The sequence below is a fragment of the Saccharothrix texasensis genome (assembly GCF_003752005.1).
Classification (GTDB): Bacteria; Actinomycetota; Actinomycetes; order Mycobacteriales; family Pseudonocardiaceae; genus Actinosynnema; species Actinosynnema texasense.
The window spans coordinates 7,436,809-7,453,740 of the sequence record NZ_RJKM01000001.1; the positions used below are offsets into that span (position 1 = coordinate 7,436,809).

Sequence of the window (16,932 nt, forward strand, 5' to 3'; positions counted from 1 at the left end):
CGGCAACGTGGGGTGAGGCGAACCTGCCGCACCCGGCCGGCCGGGACAAGCGGGCCGCCGCGTTTCACGCGAACGAGATCGCGGGCGCCACACGGACGTGTGCGTGTGGTTCGCGGAAAACGGGGAACCGGTGCTTCCGACGTCGTCACCCAGGGGGCGGAGACGCAGGTGGGACGGTCCCCGAACGGGTCGTCGGGCGTCGGTCCCGCCCCGTCGGTGTTAGCTTCGAGAGCGCCGGAGGTGACCACGTCCGGCCGCCGGACCGCGGCCGTGCGCACCCGACGCGCGCCCGCTCCGCGCGTGCTCACCGGAAGCCGGTCCTGTCCGTGCTCGTGGAGGTTCCATGACTGTCACCGACGCCGTGCGCGGCGACCTCGCCGAGGTCCGCGCCGGGGTGGACGCGACGCTCGACCGCTTCCTGGCGGAGAAGGCGCGCACCGCGCCCGACCCGTGCCTGCCGCCGCTGGTGGACGTGCTGCGCGGGTTCGTGGCCGGCGGCCCGCGGTTGGGCCCCTCGGCGTGCCACTGCGGTTTCCTCGCCGCGGGCGGCTCGTCCGACGATCCCGCGGTGGCGTGGACCGGCGCGGCGCTGGAGATGTTCCACACCTTCGCGCTGGTGCACGACGACATCATGAGCCGCGCCGAGCTGCGGCGCGGCCGGCCGACCGTGCACCGGGCGCTCGCCGAGCGGTTCCCCGGCGTCGACGGCGACCCGACGGCGGCCGAGCGGTTCGGCGTGAACCTCGCCATCCTGGCGGGCGACCTGTGCTCCACGTGGACCGACGAGCTGCTGGACCGGGCCGAGGTCGACCGGGCGCGGTGGCGCGAGGTGCGCGCGCTGCTGCACACCATGCGCACCGAGCTGATCGCCGGGCAGTGCCTCGACCTCGGCGGCGACCCGCGCTCCACGGCGGACCCGGTGCGGTCGGCGTGGCGGATGATCCGGCTCAAGACCGCCCGGTACGCGGTGGAGCTGCCGTTGCGCGTCGGCGTGGCGCTGGCCGGCGGCGGGGCGCTCGCCGGCGGCGGCGAGGCGCTGACCCGGTTCTGCGGCGCGTACGGGAGGCCGGTCGGCGAGGCGTTCCAGCTGCGCGACGACCTGCTCGGCGTGTTCGGCGACCCCGAGGTGCCCGGCAGGCCTTCCCCGCAGGCCCTGCGCGGCGGCAGGCCGACCGTGCTGATGGCGTTGGCCCGGCAGCAGGCCACCCCCGAGCAGCTCGAGGTGATCTCGACCCTGCACGGCGATCCGGAGCTGGACGAGGAGCGGGCCGCGAGGCTGCGCGACGTGGTGGTCGCGACCGGTGCGGTGGCCCGGGTGGAACGGCTGATCAAGGCCCGCGCGGACCGGGCGTCGGGCGCGTTGCGGTCGTCGGCGACGAGCCCGGCCGCCAAGGCGTCGCTGGCGGAGCTGGTCGCCCTCACGACCCGCCGGCCGAGGAGCGTGACCACACCGGCCCAGCGCACGCGCGGCGGCACGTGAGCCTTCGCCGAGCCGGGTGGCTCCTTCGGGTTCGGCCGACGTCGACCCGGTGAGGCCGTTGGGGGCGGTGCGGCGGGCCTGGTCGAACCCGGCGCACGGGCCGGCACCGGCCACCGGCATCACGGCCGACCACCTGGCCGCCGCGGTGGCGGCCCTGCGGTCCTAGCGCAGGGCGCGGTCGAAGAAGGACACCACGTGCCGGCGCACGGTCGGCACCGCGACGGCCGGGTCGAGCGCGCCGACCATCGCCGCGCGCCCGGCGTCGTCCATCAAGCCCGCCGCGTGCAGTTGCGGCACGGTGGCGGCGAAGTCGGTCAACGCCCAGTGGTTCGCGTCGGCGATCACGTGCTGCCGGACGTGGTCGTGCACGAGCGCCGCCGTCCACGCGCGCCGGTAGCGGTCGTTCTGGAAGCCCTCGGTGCCGATCAGCAGCAACGGCCGGCCGGCTCCGTGCCGGGCGACGGGCAGCAGCTCGCCGTCCTGGCCGGGCTGCTCCGGGTGGTAGTCCAGGAAGCCCTCCAGGTTGATCGCCGCGTCGATTCGCCCGCCCTGGTCCTCGTACATCGCCTCGGCGGCGATCGTGCCGCCCAACCCCTGGCCGTACATGCCGACCCGGCGCAGGTCGAGGGCGCGGCCGAGGTGCCTCGGGAGCGCGCGGCCCCCGGCGTCGGGGTTGCCGCCCGCCGCCAGGACCTCCAGCCGGTCGAGCACGAGGTCCGTGTCCGCGAGCCGGGTGGCGATCACCGCCCGGTAGAGCGGCGGATCCGCGTCGGGCCGGCCGGGCAGGTCGACCGGCCGCGGCCCGGACGGCAGGTCGACGGTGAAGGTCTCGCCGGGGTGGTCGATCGTCACCACGACGTAGCCCCGGCTCGCCAGCTCCTCGGCGGTGTTCACGCCGAACGCGCGCGGCTCGACCAACCCGGGGCTGTAGAGCACGACCGGTCGGCGCACGGGACGCGCCGGCGCGTCCACGTGGGAACGGGTGAGCGTGGCGGCCCAGTCCACGCCGCTGGTCGGCAGGTGCGGGAACCCCCACGGCGCGTAGGACGGGAACGCCGCCGCCGCGCCCGGCGTCAGCTGCGGCGCGACCGGGTGGTCGCGGACGTCCGACGCGGGGTAGTGCACCGAGACCACCACCTCGCGCGGCCGGCCGTCACCGGACCACGGGTCCGGCCGCTCGGTGTCGACCAGGTGCAGCGCGGTGACGCCGACGTGGTGCGGGCCGGTCGGCGCGGGCAGGCTCAAGACCAGGTCCGGGGCCGGGCGCGCGTCCGGGTCCGGCTCGGCCTCGGCGACGCCGCTCAGCGTCGCGGCGAGGACCGCCAGGGCCGCTGCGGACACACTCGTCCTGTGGAACATCTCTCCCCCTGTTCGGTTCCGGGCAGTTCTTCAGTCGGCTGACAGCGCCGCGTACATGCGGGCCACGTAGTCCCACAGACCGTCGCCGAGGTCGTCCACCGGCTGCCCCGGCAGCACGTCCCGCAGCACGCCCCGGCCGTTCTCCCGGAAGAACGCCCCCATCGAGCGCAGGATCTCCCGGTCGCCGGCGGCGAACGTCTCGCCGACGTCGACCAGGCGCCGGGCGGTCCGGCGGACCTCCGGGTCGTCCACCGGGTCGCCCGCGCGGTAGTGCCCGACCACCTTCGCGAGCACGTCGGGCCATTCCTCGTCGAGCCTCCTGCGGGCGTCCGGGCCGACCTCGAAGGCGTGCTCGTCCAGGAAGTCGCGCTGTTCCCGGGTGAGGTGCCCGTCGAAGATCGTGGTGCTGCCCAGCAAGGCGAGGAGGCGGTCGGGGTCCGGCCGGGTCGGCCCGCTCAGCTGGACGAGCAGACCCCTCGTCTGGCGGCGCAGCGCGTTGAGCCGCCACACCTGCTCGTCCAGCTGTCCCAGGTGCGCGGCGAGCACCCGGGCGAGTGGCCCGGCGTCGGCCGCGCCGGTCAGCACGCCGCCGATCTCCTCCAACGACATGCCGAGCTGCCTCAGCAGCCGGATCTGGTAGAGCCGGTGCAGGTCCGCCTCGGTGTAGCGCCGGTGGCCGGACGGCGTGCGCTCGCTGGGCCGCAGCAGGCCCAGCTCGTCGTAGTGGTGCAGCGTCCGCACCGTCATCCCGGCGACCTTGGCCAGGGCGCCGACGCTCCACCGCGGCTGGTCGAGGCCCCCCTCAGCGCTCATGGCACCGACCCTAGAACCTCACGTGGCGTGAGGTTCAAGTCCATTGCCCGGACGGGTGACGACGGCATGCCGTAGCGCGAATTTCTACCAGGTGGTAGAAATCTGTGGGAGCGCTTCCACGCATGCCGACGACGACGTCAGGAGCCCGTGATGAGCAGGACCTCCGTGCAGCTCTACTCCGTCCGCGACGCGTTCGCGGCCGATCCCTCCGACACCCTGCGGCGCCTCGCCGCCATCGGCTTCACCCACGTCGAGCCCTACGGCGTCCTGGACAACGCCGACGTGCTGCGCACCGCCTTGCCCGAGCACGGCCTCACCGCGCCGACCGCGCACGCGCAGCTCATCGGCGCCGACCAGGCCGCCGTCTTCGCCGCCGCGGCCGAGTGCGGCATCGAGGTGGTGATCGACCCGTACGTGGACGCCGAGCGCTGGCGGGACCCGGCCGACATCGCCGCCACCGCGTCCGCGCTGAACGCCGCCGCCCGGGTCGCCGCCGGGCACGGCGTCCGCGTCGGCTACCACAACCACTGGTGGGAGCTGGCGTCCCGGATCGACGGCCGCAGCGCGTTCGAGGTGCTGGCCGACCGCCTCGACCCCGAGGTGGTGCTGGAGGTCGACACCTACTGGGCGACGGTCGGCGGCGAGGACGCGCCCGCGTTGCTGCGCCGCCTCGGCGATCGCGTGCACGCGATCCACGTCAAGGACGGCGGTCTCGCGCGGGACGCGTCGGGCCAGGTCCCGGCCGGTCAGGGGCGCGTGCCGGTGGCGGAGGTGCTGGCCGCCGCGCCGCACGCGTTGCGCGTGGTCGAGTTCGACGCCTACGACGGCGACCTGTTCGCCGGCCTGGCCGAGAGCCACGCGTTCCTCGCCGAGGTCGCGGCGTGAGCGCCCCGGTCGGCGTCGGGGTCGTCGGCACGGGCGTCATCAGCGACGAGTACCTGCGCAACCTGACCGCTTTCCCGGACGTGCGGGTGCGGGCCGTGGCCGACCTCGACCCGGAACGCGCGGCGGCGCGGGCGATCCGGCACGGCGTGCCGCGATCGTCCACTGTGGACGAGCTGCTGGCCGACCCGGACATCGGGATCGTGGTCAACCTGACCGTGCCCGCCGCGCACGTCGCGGTCAGCCGGGCCGCGGTCGAGGCCGGGAAGCACGTCTGGGTGGAGAAACCGCTCGGGCTGGACCTGCGCGGCACGCGCGACCTGCTCGACCTGGCCGCACGGCGGGGCCTGCGCGTCGCGTGCGCGCCCGACACCCTGCTCGGCGCCGGGTGGCAGACCGCGCGGCGGGCCGTCGACGCCGGTCGCATCGGCGAGCCGCGCACCGCGCTGGCCCTGTTCCAGACGCCGGGCCCGGAGAGCTGGCACCCCGCGCCGGAGTTCCTGTTCCAGGCGGGCGGCGGGCCGTTGCTCGACATGGGGCCGTACTACCTGACCGGGTTGGTGCACCTGCTCGGCCCGATCAGCCGGGTCACCGCCACCGGCGGTCGGGCCCGGGACACGCGGGTGATCGGCTCCGGGCCGCGCGCGGGCGTCGAGTTCGCGGTGACCGTGCCGACCACGGTGACCGCCCTGGTCGAGTTCGAGCGCGGCGGCACCGCGCAGGCGGTGTTCAGCTTCGACTCGGCGTTGTCCCGCACGGGTTTCGTGGAGGTCGCCGGGACGCTGGGCACCGCCGTGCTGCCCGACCCGAACGGCTTCGGCGGCGCGACCGCGGTGCACCTGTTCGACGGCGTGCAAACGCTTGCGCCGCAGGGGCACCAGGCGACGCGCGGCACGGGTGTGCTGGAGCTGGCGCGGGCGATCCGGGCCGGCGAGCCGGAACGCGCCTCCGGCGAGCTCGCCTACCACGTGCTGGACGCCATGCTGGCCGTGGAGCGGTCCATCGGGTCGGGGCGCGCGGTGGACGTCGGCAGCACGGTCGAGCCGCCACCCGCCCTGCCGGTCGACTGGGACCCGACCGCGACGACCCTCAGCCGAGCGGGACGGTGAGCAGGCCACCGAGGTAGAACCGCAACGAGCCGACCAGGTCGACCTCGTCCGGCGTGGTCAGCCACTGGACCTGCAAGCCGTCCATCAACGCGACGAACGTCAGCGCCGCCGCCGCCGGGTCGACGCCGGGGCGGAGTTCGCCGCGGTCCGCGAGGGCCCGGAACGAGCCGACCACGCCCTCGCGGGCCGCCCGGTAGTGGCGGACGAAGTAGTCGTGCGCCGGGTGGTCCTCGGCGACGGCCTCGGCGGCCAGCCGCGAGTAGAGGTCGACGATGCCGGGGTGGCGCACGTTGTGCTCGGCCAGGGCGAGGAAGTGGCGCAGGACGTCGACGCCGGGAGCGGCCTGGAGCTGCTCCCGCTCGGCGTCCTCCGCGTCACGGCGTTCCAGCACCGCGGCGAGCAGCGCTTCCTTGGTGGGGAAGTAGTACAGCAGCCCCGCGTGCGTGATCCCGGCGCGCTTGGCGATCTCGCGCAACGACGACCCGTGGTACCCGGCCTCCCCGTACACCGCGACCGCCGCGGTGATGATGTCCTCGCGCCGGATGCGGCCCTTCGCGTAACCGCCGGTCGCGGGGCCCGCCGTCGTCTCGCGCACGCGGACATCATGCCGCACGGTCCGCCGGCGGCGCGCCTCGTGAGTTCGCCGCCGGAGATGTGCTGGGTGGTGAGGACCTGCCGGAGAACACGACGTGGGCCCGCGCGCGGATCAAGGGGACCTCCTGCGTGGAGCGACGACTCCGACGCGGCGGTGCCGGGCTCACGGCAGTGGTTCCGGGGTCCACGTCCTGAGCCGTCCGGCCGCCAGCTCGGCGAACCTGCCGGTGCGCGGGTTGTGCGCGATCGGCGTGAAGCCCTCGACCACGCCCGTCCGCGCGCCGTCCACGGGGTCCCAGACCTCCAGCCCCGCCGCCGTGCCGACGTAGAGCAGGCCGTCGTGCCCCCACATCCGCCCGACCGGGCCGGCGAACGCCGCCACCCGCCGCGCGTCCACCACGTCGTGCACCTCGACGCCGGCGACCGCCGGCCGGTCGTGGCGGTCGATCGGCTGGAGCACCGCGGTGCGCTCGTCCAGCCACGCCATCGGCACGTCCCACGCCTCCCGCACGGCGAGCTGCCTGCCGTGCTCGGTCGCGTGCGCGTCGCCGCCCAGCCACGCCGCCACGTCGTGCACGAGCGTCACGCCGGACGGGCTCCACACCCAGCCGTCGTCCAGCAGCCACCGCCCCGACGGGTCGAGCAGCAGCGCGCCGTGGAAGTAGTCCAGGTAGTGCTCCGGTTTCGGCCCGTCGCCCGACCACGCCGTCACCCGCTCGGTGAGCAGCCGGCCGGAGGCGAGGTCGATCGCGTCGAGCCGGTTCCAGTCGGTCGCGGCGACGACGACCGCGTCCCGGTCCGAGCCGACGAACGCCAGCGGGAAGCACGTCTGGCGGTAGCGGTAGTCACCCCGGTCCAGGGTGAGCACCGGCGCGCCGGCGACCAGGTCGAGCACGACGCCGTGCCGGCCGAAGTCGGTCACCACCGCGGCGTGCCGCCCGTCCGGCGAGGTGTGCAGCGCCGGGCGCGGCGGGTCGGGCGAGCGGAGGTCCGCCGGCTCGACGGGCAGCGACACCGGCGCGACGAACGCCGTCCCGGTCCCGTCGACGCGCACCAGACCGGCTTCGGTGAGCACCAGCCACCCGCCGGGCAACGCCGCCACGCTCCACGCGTTCAGCGGTTCCGCCGCGCAGTCGGCGCTCGTCCACGTGCCACCGGGATCGGCGTCGTGCCGGCGGACCTCCGGCCGGCCGAGCCAGCCGACCAGGTCGCTGTAGTCCTCCACCCGCTCCTCGCACCCGACGCACAGCACGATCAGGGGCGGGTCGTCCCGCTTCGCGCACGCCTCGCAGAGCCGGTCGTAGGCCAAGCCGACCCCGGTGAACCACCCGTAGTGGTCAGGGGGCCGTTCCACGACGAGGTGCGCGCAGCCTCGGGAGTCGGCGGCGTACGCGGCATGCCCGCACGGCAGCACGTCCACCGGCCCATTGTGGACCACCGCGGGCCGGGGCGTCGGTGTCGACGGACCGTGCGCGCGACGGCGGGGGCTTCGACCGTTCGGTCCTGACTTTTGTCTAGAACTGGCAAAAGTCTTGCGAACTTCGGTTGGTCCTGAACAGAATGGCGCGCGCACTTGCGTTGTGAGCTGGACCACAAGCCCGTCGCCGCGATGCCCGGACGATCGACGTCAGCTGATCGAGGAGTCACCCATGCCGTCCCGCCGCACGTTCCTCGGCACCGCCCTCGCCACCGGCGCGGCCGTCGCCCTGCCCGCCACCGCGTCCGCCGCCGGCCACCCGCGCCGCCGCCGCCGCGTGCCGAAGGAGTCGATCAGCATCCAGCTCTACACCCTGCGCGGGATCATGGGCGACGACCCGGAACCCGTGCTGTCGGCGTTGGCGGACATCGGTTACCGCAAGGTCGAGCTGGCCGGCACGTACGGTCGCGGCGCGGCCGAGTTCGCCGCCGTGCTGCGGCGGTGCGGGCTGCGGGCGACGTCCGGCCACGTGGGCATCGACGGCGACCTCGACCAGGTGATCGCCGACGCGCGCACCCTCGGGCACCGGTACGTGGTGGTGCCGTGGGTGGACCACGCGACCCTGGCGGAGTGGCGGGCGTTCACCGCGCGGTTGGAGGCGGCGGGGGACAGGTTGCGGCGCGCCGGGCTGAGCCTCGGCTACCACAACCACGCGCACGAGTTCGCCGAGCTGGCGGGCGTCCGGCCGTTCGACGTGATCACGGCGGGGACGACGCCGCGCAACGTGCACCTGGAGCTGGACCTGTACTGGGCGGTGGTCGGCGGGGTCGACCCGGTGGCGGTGCACCGGGCGAACTTCCCCAGGGTGCGGCAGTTCCACGTGAAGGACCGGGCGGCCGACGGGTCGTTCGCCGACCCGGGCACCGGCACGATCGACTTCGCGGCCATCTTCCGGGCCGCGAACGTGACCGAGTACATCGTGGAGAACGACCAGCCGCGCGACGCCCTCGTCACCGCCCGGGTCGGGTACGACTACCTGGTGGACCTGCGGTTCTGAGGCCCGCGCGCGAGACGCGGCTCCCGGGCCGCCACCTCACCCGCCCAACGCGCCGATCAGGCGGGTGAGGTGGCGGCGCTCGGCGTCGGTCGGGGCCAGGGCGCGGGCCCGCTCGTAGGCGGCGAGCGCTTCGGCCCCGCGGCCCAGGCGCCGCAGGAAGTCCGCCCTGGTGGCCGGGAGCAGGTGACCGGTCACCTCGTCGGCGAGGTCGTCCACCAGCGCCAGCCCGGCCGCCGGGCCGTCCGCCATCGCCACGGCCACCGCCCGGTTCAACCGCACGACCGGCGACGGGACGAGCTTGACCAGCTCGCCGTAGAGCAGGGCGATCTGGGGCCAGTCCGTGTCCCGCGCCCGCGCGGCCGTGGCGTGGCAGGCGGCGATGGCGGCCTGCACCTGGTACGGACCCGGCCGGCCGCGGCGCAGCGCCGAGTCCAGCAGCGCCACGCCCTCCTCGACCTGCGCGCCGTCCCACCGGGACCGGTCCTGCTCGTCGAGCGGCACGAGGTCGCCCGCGTGGTCGAACCGCGCGTCCCGGCGGGAGTCCTGCAACAGCGCCAGCGCGAGCAGCCCGACCGCCTCCGGCTCGTCGGGCATCGACGCGACCAGCGTGCGCGCCAGCCGGATCGCCTCCACGCACAGGTCCCGCCGCGACAGGTCGGCGCCACCGCCGGCCGCGTAGCCCTCGTTGAACAACAGGTACAGCACACCCAGCACGCCACCCGTGCGCTCGGGCAGCAGGTGGGCCGGCGGCACCCGGTACGGGATGCGGGCGTTGCGGATCTTCTGCCGCGCCCGCACCAGCCGCTTGGCCATCGTCGCCTCCGGCACCAGGAACGCCCGCGCGATCTCCGGCGTGGTCAGGCCGGCGACGGTGCGCAGGGTCAGCGCGACCCGCGCCTCCAGCGTCAACGCCGGGTGGCAGCACGTGAAGACCAACCTCAGCAGGTCGTCGCCGATGCCGTCGTCCTCCACCCCGGGCGAGTCGTCCGGCGTCGCCACCACCTCCCGCAGCTTCGCCGCCTCCACGCTCGACCGCCGCAACCGGTCCAGCGCGCGGTTGCGGGCGGTCGTGGTCAACCACGCGCCGGGACGCTGGGGGACGCCTTCGCGCGGCCAGCACTCCAGCGCCCGCGCGAAGGCGTCCTGCACGCACTCCTCGGCCAGGTCCCAGTCGCCGGTGAGGCGGATCAGCGTCGCCACGATCCGCCCCCGTTCGGCCCGGAACAGCTCCGAGACCTCCGCCTCGACCGTCATCCGGTGTAGAAGGGCCGCACCTCGACCGACCCGAACCGCGCGCACGGGTGCCGGGAGGCGATCCGGATCGCCTCGTCCAGGTCGGCGCAGTCGACGACGTCGTAGCCGACGATCTGCTCCTTCGTCTCGGCGAACGGCCCGTCGCTCAGCAGCACCTCGTCACCGCGCGTCCGCACGGTCGTGGCGTCCTGGACCGACCGCAGCTGGGAGCCGTCCAGCCGCCGGTCCCCGACCTCGGCCAGCCACTGCTCGATGGTCGGGTCGCCCTCGGTCGGCTCGATGTCGCCGTCGACGCAGATCAGCAGCATGTACTTCATCGGTCTCCCCTGTCGTCCGGTGCATTCCACCACTACGACGAACGGGGTCCGCCGAGCAGGACACCCCGCCTGAGATCTTTTCCGCGGCGAGGGAGCCGGCCGCGACCGAGGCGGACGCCGCGCTGCTCGACGCGGCGCCGGAACCCGTCGCCAAGCCACCCGGTGACCCGGCCGTGTGCGCCCGAGCTCGACGAGGAGCAACCGACGCGAGTGCGAAGCGCTCGTCGGGGTCGGACCGCCGGTCGCCGAGCAGCTCCACCCACGCCGGCGACGTTCCCGGCGCGCCTAGTCGTCTTCCTTGGCCTCGCCGCGGCGGCGCATGAACGTGAAGCCGGGGATGCCCAGGATCGCCTGCCGGACGTCGTTGGTGACCTCCAGCAGCTGGTGGATGTCCGGTCCGACGCGGTCCAGCGTGGCCAGGATCGGCAGCACGTCCTCGATCAGGTGCTTGGTCAGCACCGGGAGCTGGTCCACCAGCTGCACGGCGGCGTCCACCTCGTGGGGCGACAGGTCGTCCACGAACCGCTGAGCCAGCGGCTGCGCCTTCTGCGCGATGGGCGCGTAGCTGTCCAGCAGCTCGCGTGACGTCCGGGCGGTGCGGCCGACGTCGGTCGTGACGTCCTCGGCCGCCGCGGTGACCGCCTTCGCCCGCCCGACCAGCGCCTCGGTCTCCGCCAGCACCCGCTCGGTGCGGGTGACCATCTCGTCGGCGCGGCGCACGACGGCCTCCGCCGCGCCGAGCAGGTCGAGCACGCGGCCCGGCACCGACACGGCGGTCTCGACGGTCGTCCTGGCCAGGCCGAACAGGGCGCGCGGGGTGAGCTCCATGCCGTCCACTCTGCCGCACGCCGGCGTGGCGGGCCTCAGGGAGATCCCCGACCGTCGATCCGGGTGCCCGCCCCGGCCTCAGGCCAGCGCGAGGTCGACGCCCGCCTCGACGTGGACGCGGGTGGAGTCGACCAGCGGCACGGCGCTGTCGGACTGGTCGACCAGCAGGGTGATCTCGGTGCAGCCCAGGACCACCGCTTCCGCGCCCCGGTCGACCAGGCGTGCCATCACGTCCCGGTAGGCGGCGCGCGACGCCGGCTCGACCCGGTCGCGGGTCAGCTCCTGGTAGATCACGTCGTGCACGAGCGTGCGGTCCGGCTCGTCCGGGACGACCACCTCGACGCCGTGCGCGCGCATCCGGTCGCGGTAGAAGTCCTGCTCCATGGTGAACCGGGTGCCGAGCAGGCCCACCTTGCGGTACCCGGTCAACCTCCGGGCCGTGGCGTCCACGATGTGCACGAACGGCACCTTGACGGCGTCCGTGATGGCGTCGGCGACCTTGTGCATGGTGTTGGTGCACAAGAGGACCAGCTCGGCGCCCGCGCCTTCGAGCTTGCGCGCGGCCTCGGCCAGCAGCTCGCCCGACCGCTCCCACTGGCCCGTCCGCTGCAACCGCTCGATCTCGGCGAAGTCGACGGTCAGCAGCAGGCTGGGCGCGCAGTGGTGCCCGCCGAGCCGGCGCCGCGTCTCCTCGTTGAGCAGCCGGTAGTACTCGGCGGACGACTCCCAGCTCATGCCGCCGATCAACCCGATGGTTCGCATGGCGACGATTGTGTCGGCCCGCCGTCCACGGGCAACCGGATTAGCTCTGCCGCCGTGGCTCGTCCGTCTCGCTCGAATGCCCGACGGGATCGGGGAATGGATCAGTGGTCGGCCGACGTTGACGGAGGGGAGGACTGGCATGTGAGCACTTGGGGAGGCACGCGGTGGCGCTGGACCCGGAGGATCTGTTCGAGGTCGACTCCGACGTCCCGGACCTGACCGGAGCGGTGCTGTTGCACCACTTCGACGGCTTCATGGACGCCGGTGCGGCGGGCGCGACCCTGGCCGCCCACCTGCTGGAGGTGCACGAACACCGGGTGATCGCCCGGTTCGACGTCGACGACCTGATCGACTACCGCGCCCGGCGGCCGACGATGACCTACGCGACCGACCGGTGGGAGTCCTACGACGCCCCCGAGCTGGTGGTGCACCTGATGCACGACGCGGTGGGCACGCCGTTCCTGCTGATGACCGGTCCCGAGCCGGACCGCCGGTGGGAAGCGGTGGCCGCGGCGGTGCGGTCGCTGATCGAGCGGTGGGGCCTGCGCCTCGCGATCGGTTTCCACGGCATCCCGATGGGCGTCCCGCACACCCGGAAGCTGTCGGTGATCTCGCACGCCACCAGGCCGGAGCTGGTCGTGGAGGGCTCGCCGTTCAGCCGGGTGCAGGTGCCGGGCAACCTGTCGGCGCTGCTGGAGCTGCGGCTCGGGGAGTCGGGCCACGACGCCATGGGCTTCGCCGCCTACGTGCCGCACTACCTCGCGCAGGGCACCTACCCCGCCGCCGCGTTGAGCCTGCTCCAGGCGCTGACGAAGTCGACGGGCCTGGTCGTCCAGGCCGCCGCCCTGAACGAGGCGGCCCGGCGCACGGACGCCGAGATCACCCGGCAGGTGTCGGAGTCGGCGGAGGTCGCGCAGGTCGTCGAGGCGCTGGAGCGGCAGTACGACGCCTTCACCGAGGCGTCGGACAACCTGCTGATCAACGACGACGAACAGCTGCCCAGCGCGGACGAGCTCGGCGCGGAGTTCGAGCGCTTCCTGGCCGAACAGCAACGCGACCACTGACCGGCCGCTCACCACACCACCGGTCGGCCCCGCACCACACCGCGCGGGGCCGGGCGGGCCGGTGCCCGACCGGGTGGGTCGTGGATGATGTCGGGGTGCCCGACTTCGACTCCGCGTCCTCGCCTGCGACGCCGACCCCGGCCCCGGCGTTGCCGCCGGCCTCGCTGGACGAGGTCCGGGCGCGGATCGACGTGATCGACTCCGAGCTGGTGCGCCTGCTGGCGCGACGGCAGGACCTGGTGCGGGCCGCCGCGGCGTTCAAGGTGGACGACCAGGCGGTCCGCGCGCCGGACCGGGTCGCGAAGGTGATCGCGTCGGTGCGGGAGCGGGCGGCGGCGGCCGGGTTGGAGCCCGTGGTGGCGGAGGCGGTGTGGCGGGCGATGATCGGGGCGTTCATCGAGGTCGAGCTGGCGCAGCACGCCGCGGGCCGGGATGCCGGGAGCCCGTCCGGCGCGTGACCGGTCGCCGGCCCGTTCGAGGGCGGTGAGCGGGGGAGCCGGTCAGAGGTACAGGCCGGCCAGCAGGCGGTACGAGTCGAGCATGGCGGCGCGGTCGTAGGTGCTGGTGGTGACGAGGACCTCGTCGGCGGCGGTGCGGTGGACGAGGTGGTCGAGGGCCTTGGCGACTTCCGACGGCGTGCCGTGGACGTGGCCTCGGAGCGACTGCTCGAACAGCCCGCGCTCACGGCTGGTCATCGGTTGGGCGAGGACGTCGTCCGGCGCGCTCAGCGGCGGGAAGTCGCCTCGGGTGCGGGAGTGGGCCATGGCCCAGGCCTCCGGCACGAGGAGCCGCCAGGCGTCCTCCGCGGTGTCCGCGACGGCCACCGTCGACGAGATCACCACGTACGGCTCCTCGGCCCAGGTCGACGGGCGGAACCCGGCGCGGTAGGCGGTGATGGCGTCGATCATGGCGTCTTCGCCGCGGAACGAGCCGATGACCAGCGGGACGCCGTGCGCGGCGGCCACGCGGGCGCCCGCGCCGGTGGCCAGGACGAACGGTGGCACGCGCAGGCCGTCGGCCGGGTAGCCGCGCACCGCCCGGTCGCCGGTGAAGTAGCCCAGCAGCTCGGCGAGCCCGCGGCCGAAGTCGGCGGCGTCCTCCTGGTCGTGGCCCAACGCCTTGCGGACCGCCTCGATGAAGCCGACGGACCGCCCGAGGCCCATGTCGATCCGGCCCGGGAACAGCGACTCCAGCACCCCGAACTGCTCGGCGACGACCAGCGGCTGGTGGTTGGGCAGCATCACGCCGCCGGTGCCGACCCTGATCCGGGACGTCGCCGCGGCGACGGCCGCCGCCAGCACCGTCGGCGCGGACCCGGCGACGCCCGGCACGCCGTGGTGCTCGGAGACCCAGAAGCGGTGGTAGCCGAGCTGTTCCGCCTGGCGGGCGAACGCGACCGTGTCGCGCAGCGCCTCGGGGTGGCCGCTGCCGGCCCGCACCCGGGACCGGTCCAGCACGGAAAGCCTCACGACGAGGTCAACGGTTCCGGCCGCCACCACATTCCGGTCAGCGGACCACCGGGCGAGGGGGAGGGGTCAGAGGCGGGTGGTGTCGGTGGGGACGCCCAGTTTGACCTTGCCGTAGGTCTCGAACAGGCGGCGGGACACCATGGCGTGCTGGGCGGCCACCTGGGCGTCCCGCAGGCAGCGCTGGAGCGGCGAGGACTCGAAGACCGAGGTGCCGCCGCCGACGTCGAACGCGAGGCGGGTGATCGACGAGGCTTCCGCCGCGGCGTGGGAGCACGCCAGGCGCAGGCGTGCCCGGTCCTGCGGCGTGCTCGGCGTGCCGGCCACCGCCGCCGCCCACCGGGCCGCCACCTCGGCGCGCAGGAAGGCCCGCGCCGCCGACAGCCGTGCCTCGGCCGTGCCCAGGTCGCGTTGTGCGTCCGCCTCCTCCGCCAGCAGGCCTCGGCCGTGCTGCGGCGTCTTGGTCACCGCCAGCGCCTCGACCTCCTCGACCGACCGGGCGGCGATCCCCAGGGCCACCGCCGCCACCCCGACGGCCAGGAACGCGAAGAACGGGAACGCGGGCAGCGGTCCGGGCACCCGCAGAGCCGGCGGCCACACCTGGCGGCGTGCCGGCACGAACGCGTCCGCGACCTCCCACTCGTGGGACTGCGTCGCCCGCAGGCCGGTCGCGTGCCAGGTGTCGTGCACCGTCACGTCGGCCGACGGGAAGATCATCAGCCGCGGGCCGTCCGGGGTCATCGCGCCGCCGACGACCCAGTCGCACAGCGGCACCGCGCTGCCCCAGCCCCAGCGGCCGGTCACGTGGTGGCCGCCGTCCGCCGCGACGACAACGCCCACCGGGGCGGCCGTGCCCGCGATCACCGACTTCGGCGAGCCGAACACCTCGGTGGCCGTGTCCGGCGGCAGGTACCAGGCCAGCGACGACGTCGCGCTGGTCGTCATCGCGGTCCACCCGGCCGACCCGTCCGCGCGGGCCAGGTCCTCGATCGCCACCACCCACGACGGCAGGTCCACCTCGCCGCCGCCGAGGGAGGCGGGCGCGAGCATCCGCGTCGCGCCCGCCTCGACCAGTGCCGCCACGACCGCCGGGGAGAGACGGCGGTCGTGGTCGGCCTTGGCCGCTTCCGCTCTGATCAGGCTGTGCATGCCTTGATCATGCCGGGTCCGGTCACGCCACGGCCCACTTCTGGTTGGCCGAGCCGAGGCAGGTCCACAGCTGCAACCGGGTGCCGTTGGCGGAGCTGTTGTTCTGCGCGTCCAGGCACTTGTTCGCCTGGATGTTCACGATGTCGTTGGCGCCGCTCACCGCCCACTTCTGGGCGCCGCTCCCGTTGCAGTCCCACAGCTGGACCAGCGTGCCGTCCGCCGTGCCGCCCGACGCCGCGTCCAGGCACTTGCCCAGCGCGCGGATCGTGCCGTCACCCGGCCGCGACCACTGCTGGGCCGCGGTGCCGTTGCAGTCGTACAGCTGCACGGGGGTGCCGTTGGCGGAGTTCGCGCCGGCCACGTCCACGCACTTGCCGCCGATGCCGGTGATCCGGCCGCCGGCGGGCGGGTTGCCGTCCGCCGTCGACACGCGCACGTAGTCGATCACGAACTGCTGCGGGAACGTGGTGCTCGCGTCCGGGTAGCCCGGCCACTCGCCGCCGACCGCGAGGTTCAGGATGATGAAGAACGGCTTGTTGAACACCCACTGCTTGCCGCTCACGTCGGCGGGCGTGCGGCGCTGGTAGACGTTGCCGTCCACGGACCACGCGATGCCCGTCGGCGACCACTCGATGGCGAAGGTGTGGAAGCCGTCGGCGAAGTTCGGCCCGTTGAAGGCGGCGCCCACGCCGCCCGCGCCGGAGTAGCCGGGACCGTGGATGGTGCCGTACACGGTGTCCAGGTCGTGGCCCAGGAACTCCATGATGTCGATCTCGCCGCTGTTCGGCCACGGGTTGCCGGAGTTGATGTCCTGCCCCAGCATCCAGAACGCGGGCCAGATGCCCTTGCCGCGCGGCATCTTCATCCGCGCCTCGACCTTGCCGTAGGTCGTGGTGAACTTGCCGGCGGTGTTGATCCGGGCGGAGGTGTACTGGCACCGGCCGTACCAGCAGTTGTAGTTGCCGGGGTTCTCCTTGCGCGCGGTGATGACGAGGTTGCCCGCGCCGTCCATGGCCGCGTTGCTCGCCGACGTCGTGTAGTACTGGTGCTCGCGGTTGTTGCCGTTGTTGTCGCCGACCTCCGTGTTCCACTTGGAGGCGTCGACCCGCGTGCCCGCCGAGCCGTTGAACTCCTCGGCGAAGGTCACCGCCATGGCGCCCACGTCGGCGGCGCCCGGCGCGGGGGCGGGGGCAGGGGCGGCCTGGGCGGCCGGCCCGACCAGCCCGCTGAGGGCGAGCACGACCGCGCTCACCACCACTCGTGTCCTCATCGACACTCCTCTCACTCTGGCGGCGGCCGGTCCAAAAGTTACTGCATGACCTTGAATCAAGTCACGATGAAAGTGGGAAGGCTTTACTGTCGGGTCATGCCGGGACACCCA

The 16,932-nt window shown here is 74.2% G+C and carries 17 protein-coding genes; 6 read left to right on the top strand and 11 right to left on the bottom strand.

The annotated features are described in order from the left end of the window. The first annotated feature begins 343 nt into the window (after nt 1-343). The gene (locus tag EDD40_RS33450) at nt 344-1,480 is read left to right on the top strand and encodes a polyprenyl synthetase family protein (protein ID WP_123746461.1); all 1,137 of its coding nucleotides are present in this window, start codon (nt 344-346) and stop codon (nt 1,478-1,480) included. A gap of 162 nt (nt 1,481-1,642) precedes the next feature. Here EDD40_RS33450 and EDD40_RS33455 read toward each other — a convergent pair whose 3' ends face one another. Both EDD40_RS33455 and EDD40_RS33460 read right to left on the bottom strand, forming a co-directional pair. Next, the gene (locus EDD40_RS33455; protein ID WP_123746462.1) at nt 1,643-2,821 is read right to left on the bottom strand and encodes an alpha/beta hydrolase; all 1,179 of its coding nucleotides are present in this window, start codon (nt 2,819-2,821) and stop codon (nt 1,643-1,645) included. Nucleotides 2,822-2,869: 48 nt separating this feature from the next. After that, a complete protein-coding gene (locus EDD40_RS33460) occupies nt 2,870-3,652 on the bottom strand; it encodes a MerR family transcriptional regulator (RefSeq protein ID WP_123746463.1) in 783 nt (260 codons plus the stop codon). A 150-nt stretch (nt 3,653-3,802) separates the two neighbouring features. Between EDD40_RS33460 and EDD40_RS33465 the strand changes: the two genes are divergently transcribed. Next, nucleotides 3,803-4,537 carry a sugar phosphate isomerase/epimerase family protein gene (locus EDD40_RS33465; RefSeq protein ID WP_123746464.1) on the top strand — a complete coding sequence of 245 codons (735 nt, stop codon included), beginning with the start codon at nt 3,803-3,805 and terminating at the stop codon, nt 4,535-4,537. Then, nucleotides 4,534-5,643: a Gfo/Idh/MocA family protein gene (locus tag EDD40_RS33470; RefSeq protein ID WP_123746465.1), complete on the top strand. Its 1,110-nt coding sequence runs from the start codon at nt 4,534-4,536 to the stop codon at nt 5,641-5,643. Before EDD40_RS33465 ends, EDD40_RS33470 begins: the two co-directional genes overlap by 4 nt. On the opposite strand, the gene EDD40_RS33475 is transcribed toward EDD40_RS33470, so the two are convergent. Both EDD40_RS33475 and EDD40_RS33480 read right to left on the bottom strand, forming a co-directional pair. Next, complete coding sequence (locus tag EDD40_RS33475; RefSeq protein ID WP_123746466.1) at nt 5,624-6,238, bottom strand: TetR/AcrR family transcriptional regulator; 615 nt, start codon at nt 6,236-6,238, stop codon at nt 5,624-5,626. The two genes, EDD40_RS33470 and EDD40_RS33475, sit on opposite strands and share 20 nt — an antisense overlap. A 162-nt stretch (nt 6,239-6,400) precedes the next feature. Further along, on the bottom strand, nt 6,401-7,657 hold the full coding sequence (locus tag EDD40_RS33480) for a YncE family protein (protein ID WP_123746467.1): 1,257 nt from the start codon (nt 7,655-7,657) through the stop codon (nt 6,401-6,403). Nucleotides 7,658-7,886: 229 nt separating this feature from the next. Between EDD40_RS33480 and EDD40_RS33485 the strand changes: the two genes are divergently transcribed. Continuing rightward, on the top strand, nt 7,887-8,711 hold the full coding sequence (locus EDD40_RS33485) for a TIM barrel protein (protein ID WP_123746468.1): 825 nt from the start codon (nt 7,887-7,889) through the stop codon (nt 8,709-8,711). A 36-nt stretch (nt 8,712-8,747) separates the two neighbouring features. On the opposite strand, the gene EDD40_RS33490 is transcribed toward EDD40_RS33485, so the two are convergent. The 4 genes from EDD40_RS33490 to EDD40_RS33505 all read right to left on the bottom strand — a co-directional run bounded on the left by EDD40_RS33490 (nt 8,748) and on the right by EDD40_RS33505 (nt 11,872). Beyond that, entirely contained in the window at nt 8,748-9,965 is a 1,218-nt protein-coding gene (locus EDD40_RS33490; protein WP_123746469.1) for an RNA polymerase sigma factor, read from the bottom strand. Further along, nucleotides 9,962-10,282 (bottom strand): YciI family protein, encoded by a 321-nt coding sequence (locus tag EDD40_RS33495; protein WP_123746470.1) that lies wholly within the window; start codon nt 10,280-10,282, stop codon nt 9,962-9,964. The genes EDD40_RS33490 and EDD40_RS33495 overlap by 4 nt, the downstream gene beginning before the upstream one ends. 285 nt (nt 10,283-10,567) lie before the next feature. Then, nucleotides 10,568-11,110 carry a hypothetical protein gene (locus EDD40_RS33500; RefSeq protein ID WP_123746471.1) on the bottom strand — a complete coding sequence of 181 codons (543 nt, stop codon included), beginning with the start codon at nt 11,108-11,110 and terminating at the stop codon, nt 10,568-10,570. Between the two features lie 78 nt (nt 11,111-11,188). Continuing rightward, complete coding sequence (locus tag EDD40_RS33505; RefSeq protein ID WP_123746472.1) at nt 11,189-11,872, bottom strand: aspartate/glutamate racemase family protein; 684 nt, start codon at nt 11,870-11,872, stop codon at nt 11,189-11,191. Between the two features lie 164 nt (nt 11,873-12,036). On the opposite strand from EDD40_RS33505, the gene EDD40_RS33510 reads away from it, so the two are divergent. Together EDD40_RS33510 and EDD40_RS33515 are read left to right on the top strand one after the other, a co-directional pair. Continuing rightward, on the top strand, nt 12,037-12,936 hold the full coding sequence (locus tag EDD40_RS33510; protein WP_123746473.1) for a proteasome assembly chaperone family protein: 900 nt from the start codon (nt 12,037-12,039) through the stop codon (nt 12,934-12,936). A gap of 80 nt (nt 12,937-13,016) precedes the next feature. Then, entirely contained in the window at nt 13,017-13,394 is a 378-nt protein-coding gene (locus EDD40_RS33515; RefSeq protein WP_246038000.1) for a chorismate mutase, read from the top strand. Between the two features lie 42 nt (nt 13,395-13,436). Here the strand turns inward: EDD40_RS33515 and EDD40_RS33520 are convergent, their stop codons facing one another. The 3 genes from EDD40_RS33520 to EDD40_RS33530 form a co-directional block, all read right to left on the bottom strand. Continuing rightward, nucleotides 13,437-14,405, bottom strand: coding sequence for an LLM class flavin-dependent oxidoreductase (locus EDD40_RS33520; protein ID WP_123748474.1), 969 nt, complete (start codon nt 14,403-14,405; stop codon nt 13,437-13,439). A 66-nt stretch (nt 14,406-14,471) separates the two neighbouring features. Further along, on the bottom strand, nt 14,472-15,551 hold the full coding sequence (locus EDD40_RS33525) for an acyl-CoA dehydrogenase family protein (protein ID WP_123746474.1): 1,080 nt from the start codon (nt 15,549-15,551) through the stop codon (nt 14,472-14,474). Nucleotides 15,552-15,573: 22 nt separating this feature from the next. Continuing rightward, nucleotides 15,574-16,821 (bottom strand): glycoside hydrolase family 16 protein, encoded by a 1,248-nt coding sequence (locus EDD40_RS33530; RefSeq protein ID WP_123746475.1) that lies wholly within the window; start codon nt 16,819-16,821, stop codon nt 15,574-15,576. Between the last annotated feature and the right edge of the window lie 111 nt (nt 16,822-16,932).

Bases quoted from the DNA above. Each gene is read 5' to 3' on its own strand.
- EDD40_RS33460 (WP_123746463.1), bottom strand. From the start codon at position 3,652: ATGAGCGCTGAGGGGGGCCTCGACCAGCCGCGGTGGAGCGTCGGCGCC.
- EDD40_RS33495 (WP_123746470.1), bottom strand. From the start codon at position 10,282: ATGAAGTACATGCTGCTGATCTGCGTCGACGGCGACATCGAGCCGACC.
- EDD40_RS33450 (WP_123746461.1), top strand. From the start codon at position 344: ATGACTGTCACCGACGCCGTGCGCGGCGACCTCGCCGAGGTCCGCGCC.
- EDD40_RS33530 (WP_123746475.1), bottom strand. From the start codon at position 16,821: ATGAGGACACGAGTGGTGGTGAGCGCGGTCGTGCTCGCCCTCAGCGGG.
- EDD40_RS33485 (WP_123746468.1), top strand. From the start codon at position 7,887: ATGCCGTCCCGCCGCACGTTCCTCGGCACCGCCCTCGCCACCGGCGCG.
- EDD40_RS33465 (WP_123746464.1), top strand. From the start codon at position 3,803: ATGAGCAGGACCTCCGTGCAGCTCTACTCCGTCCGCGACGCGTTCGCG.
- EDD40_RS33490 (WP_123746469.1), bottom strand. From the start codon at position 9,965: ATGACGGTCGAGGCGGAGGTCTCGGAGCTGTTCCGGGCCGAACGGGGG.
- EDD40_RS33505 (WP_123746472.1), bottom strand. From the start codon at position 11,872: ATGCGAACCATCGGGTTGATCGGCGGCATGAGCTGGGAGTCGTCCGCC.
- EDD40_RS33500 (WP_123746471.1), bottom strand. From the start codon at position 11,110: ATGGAGCTCACCCCGCGCGCCCTGTTCGGCCTGGCCAGGACGACCGTC.
- EDD40_RS33525 (WP_123746474.1), bottom strand. From the start codon at position 15,551: ATGCACAGCCTGATCAGAGCGGAAGCGGCCAAGGCCGACCACGACCGC.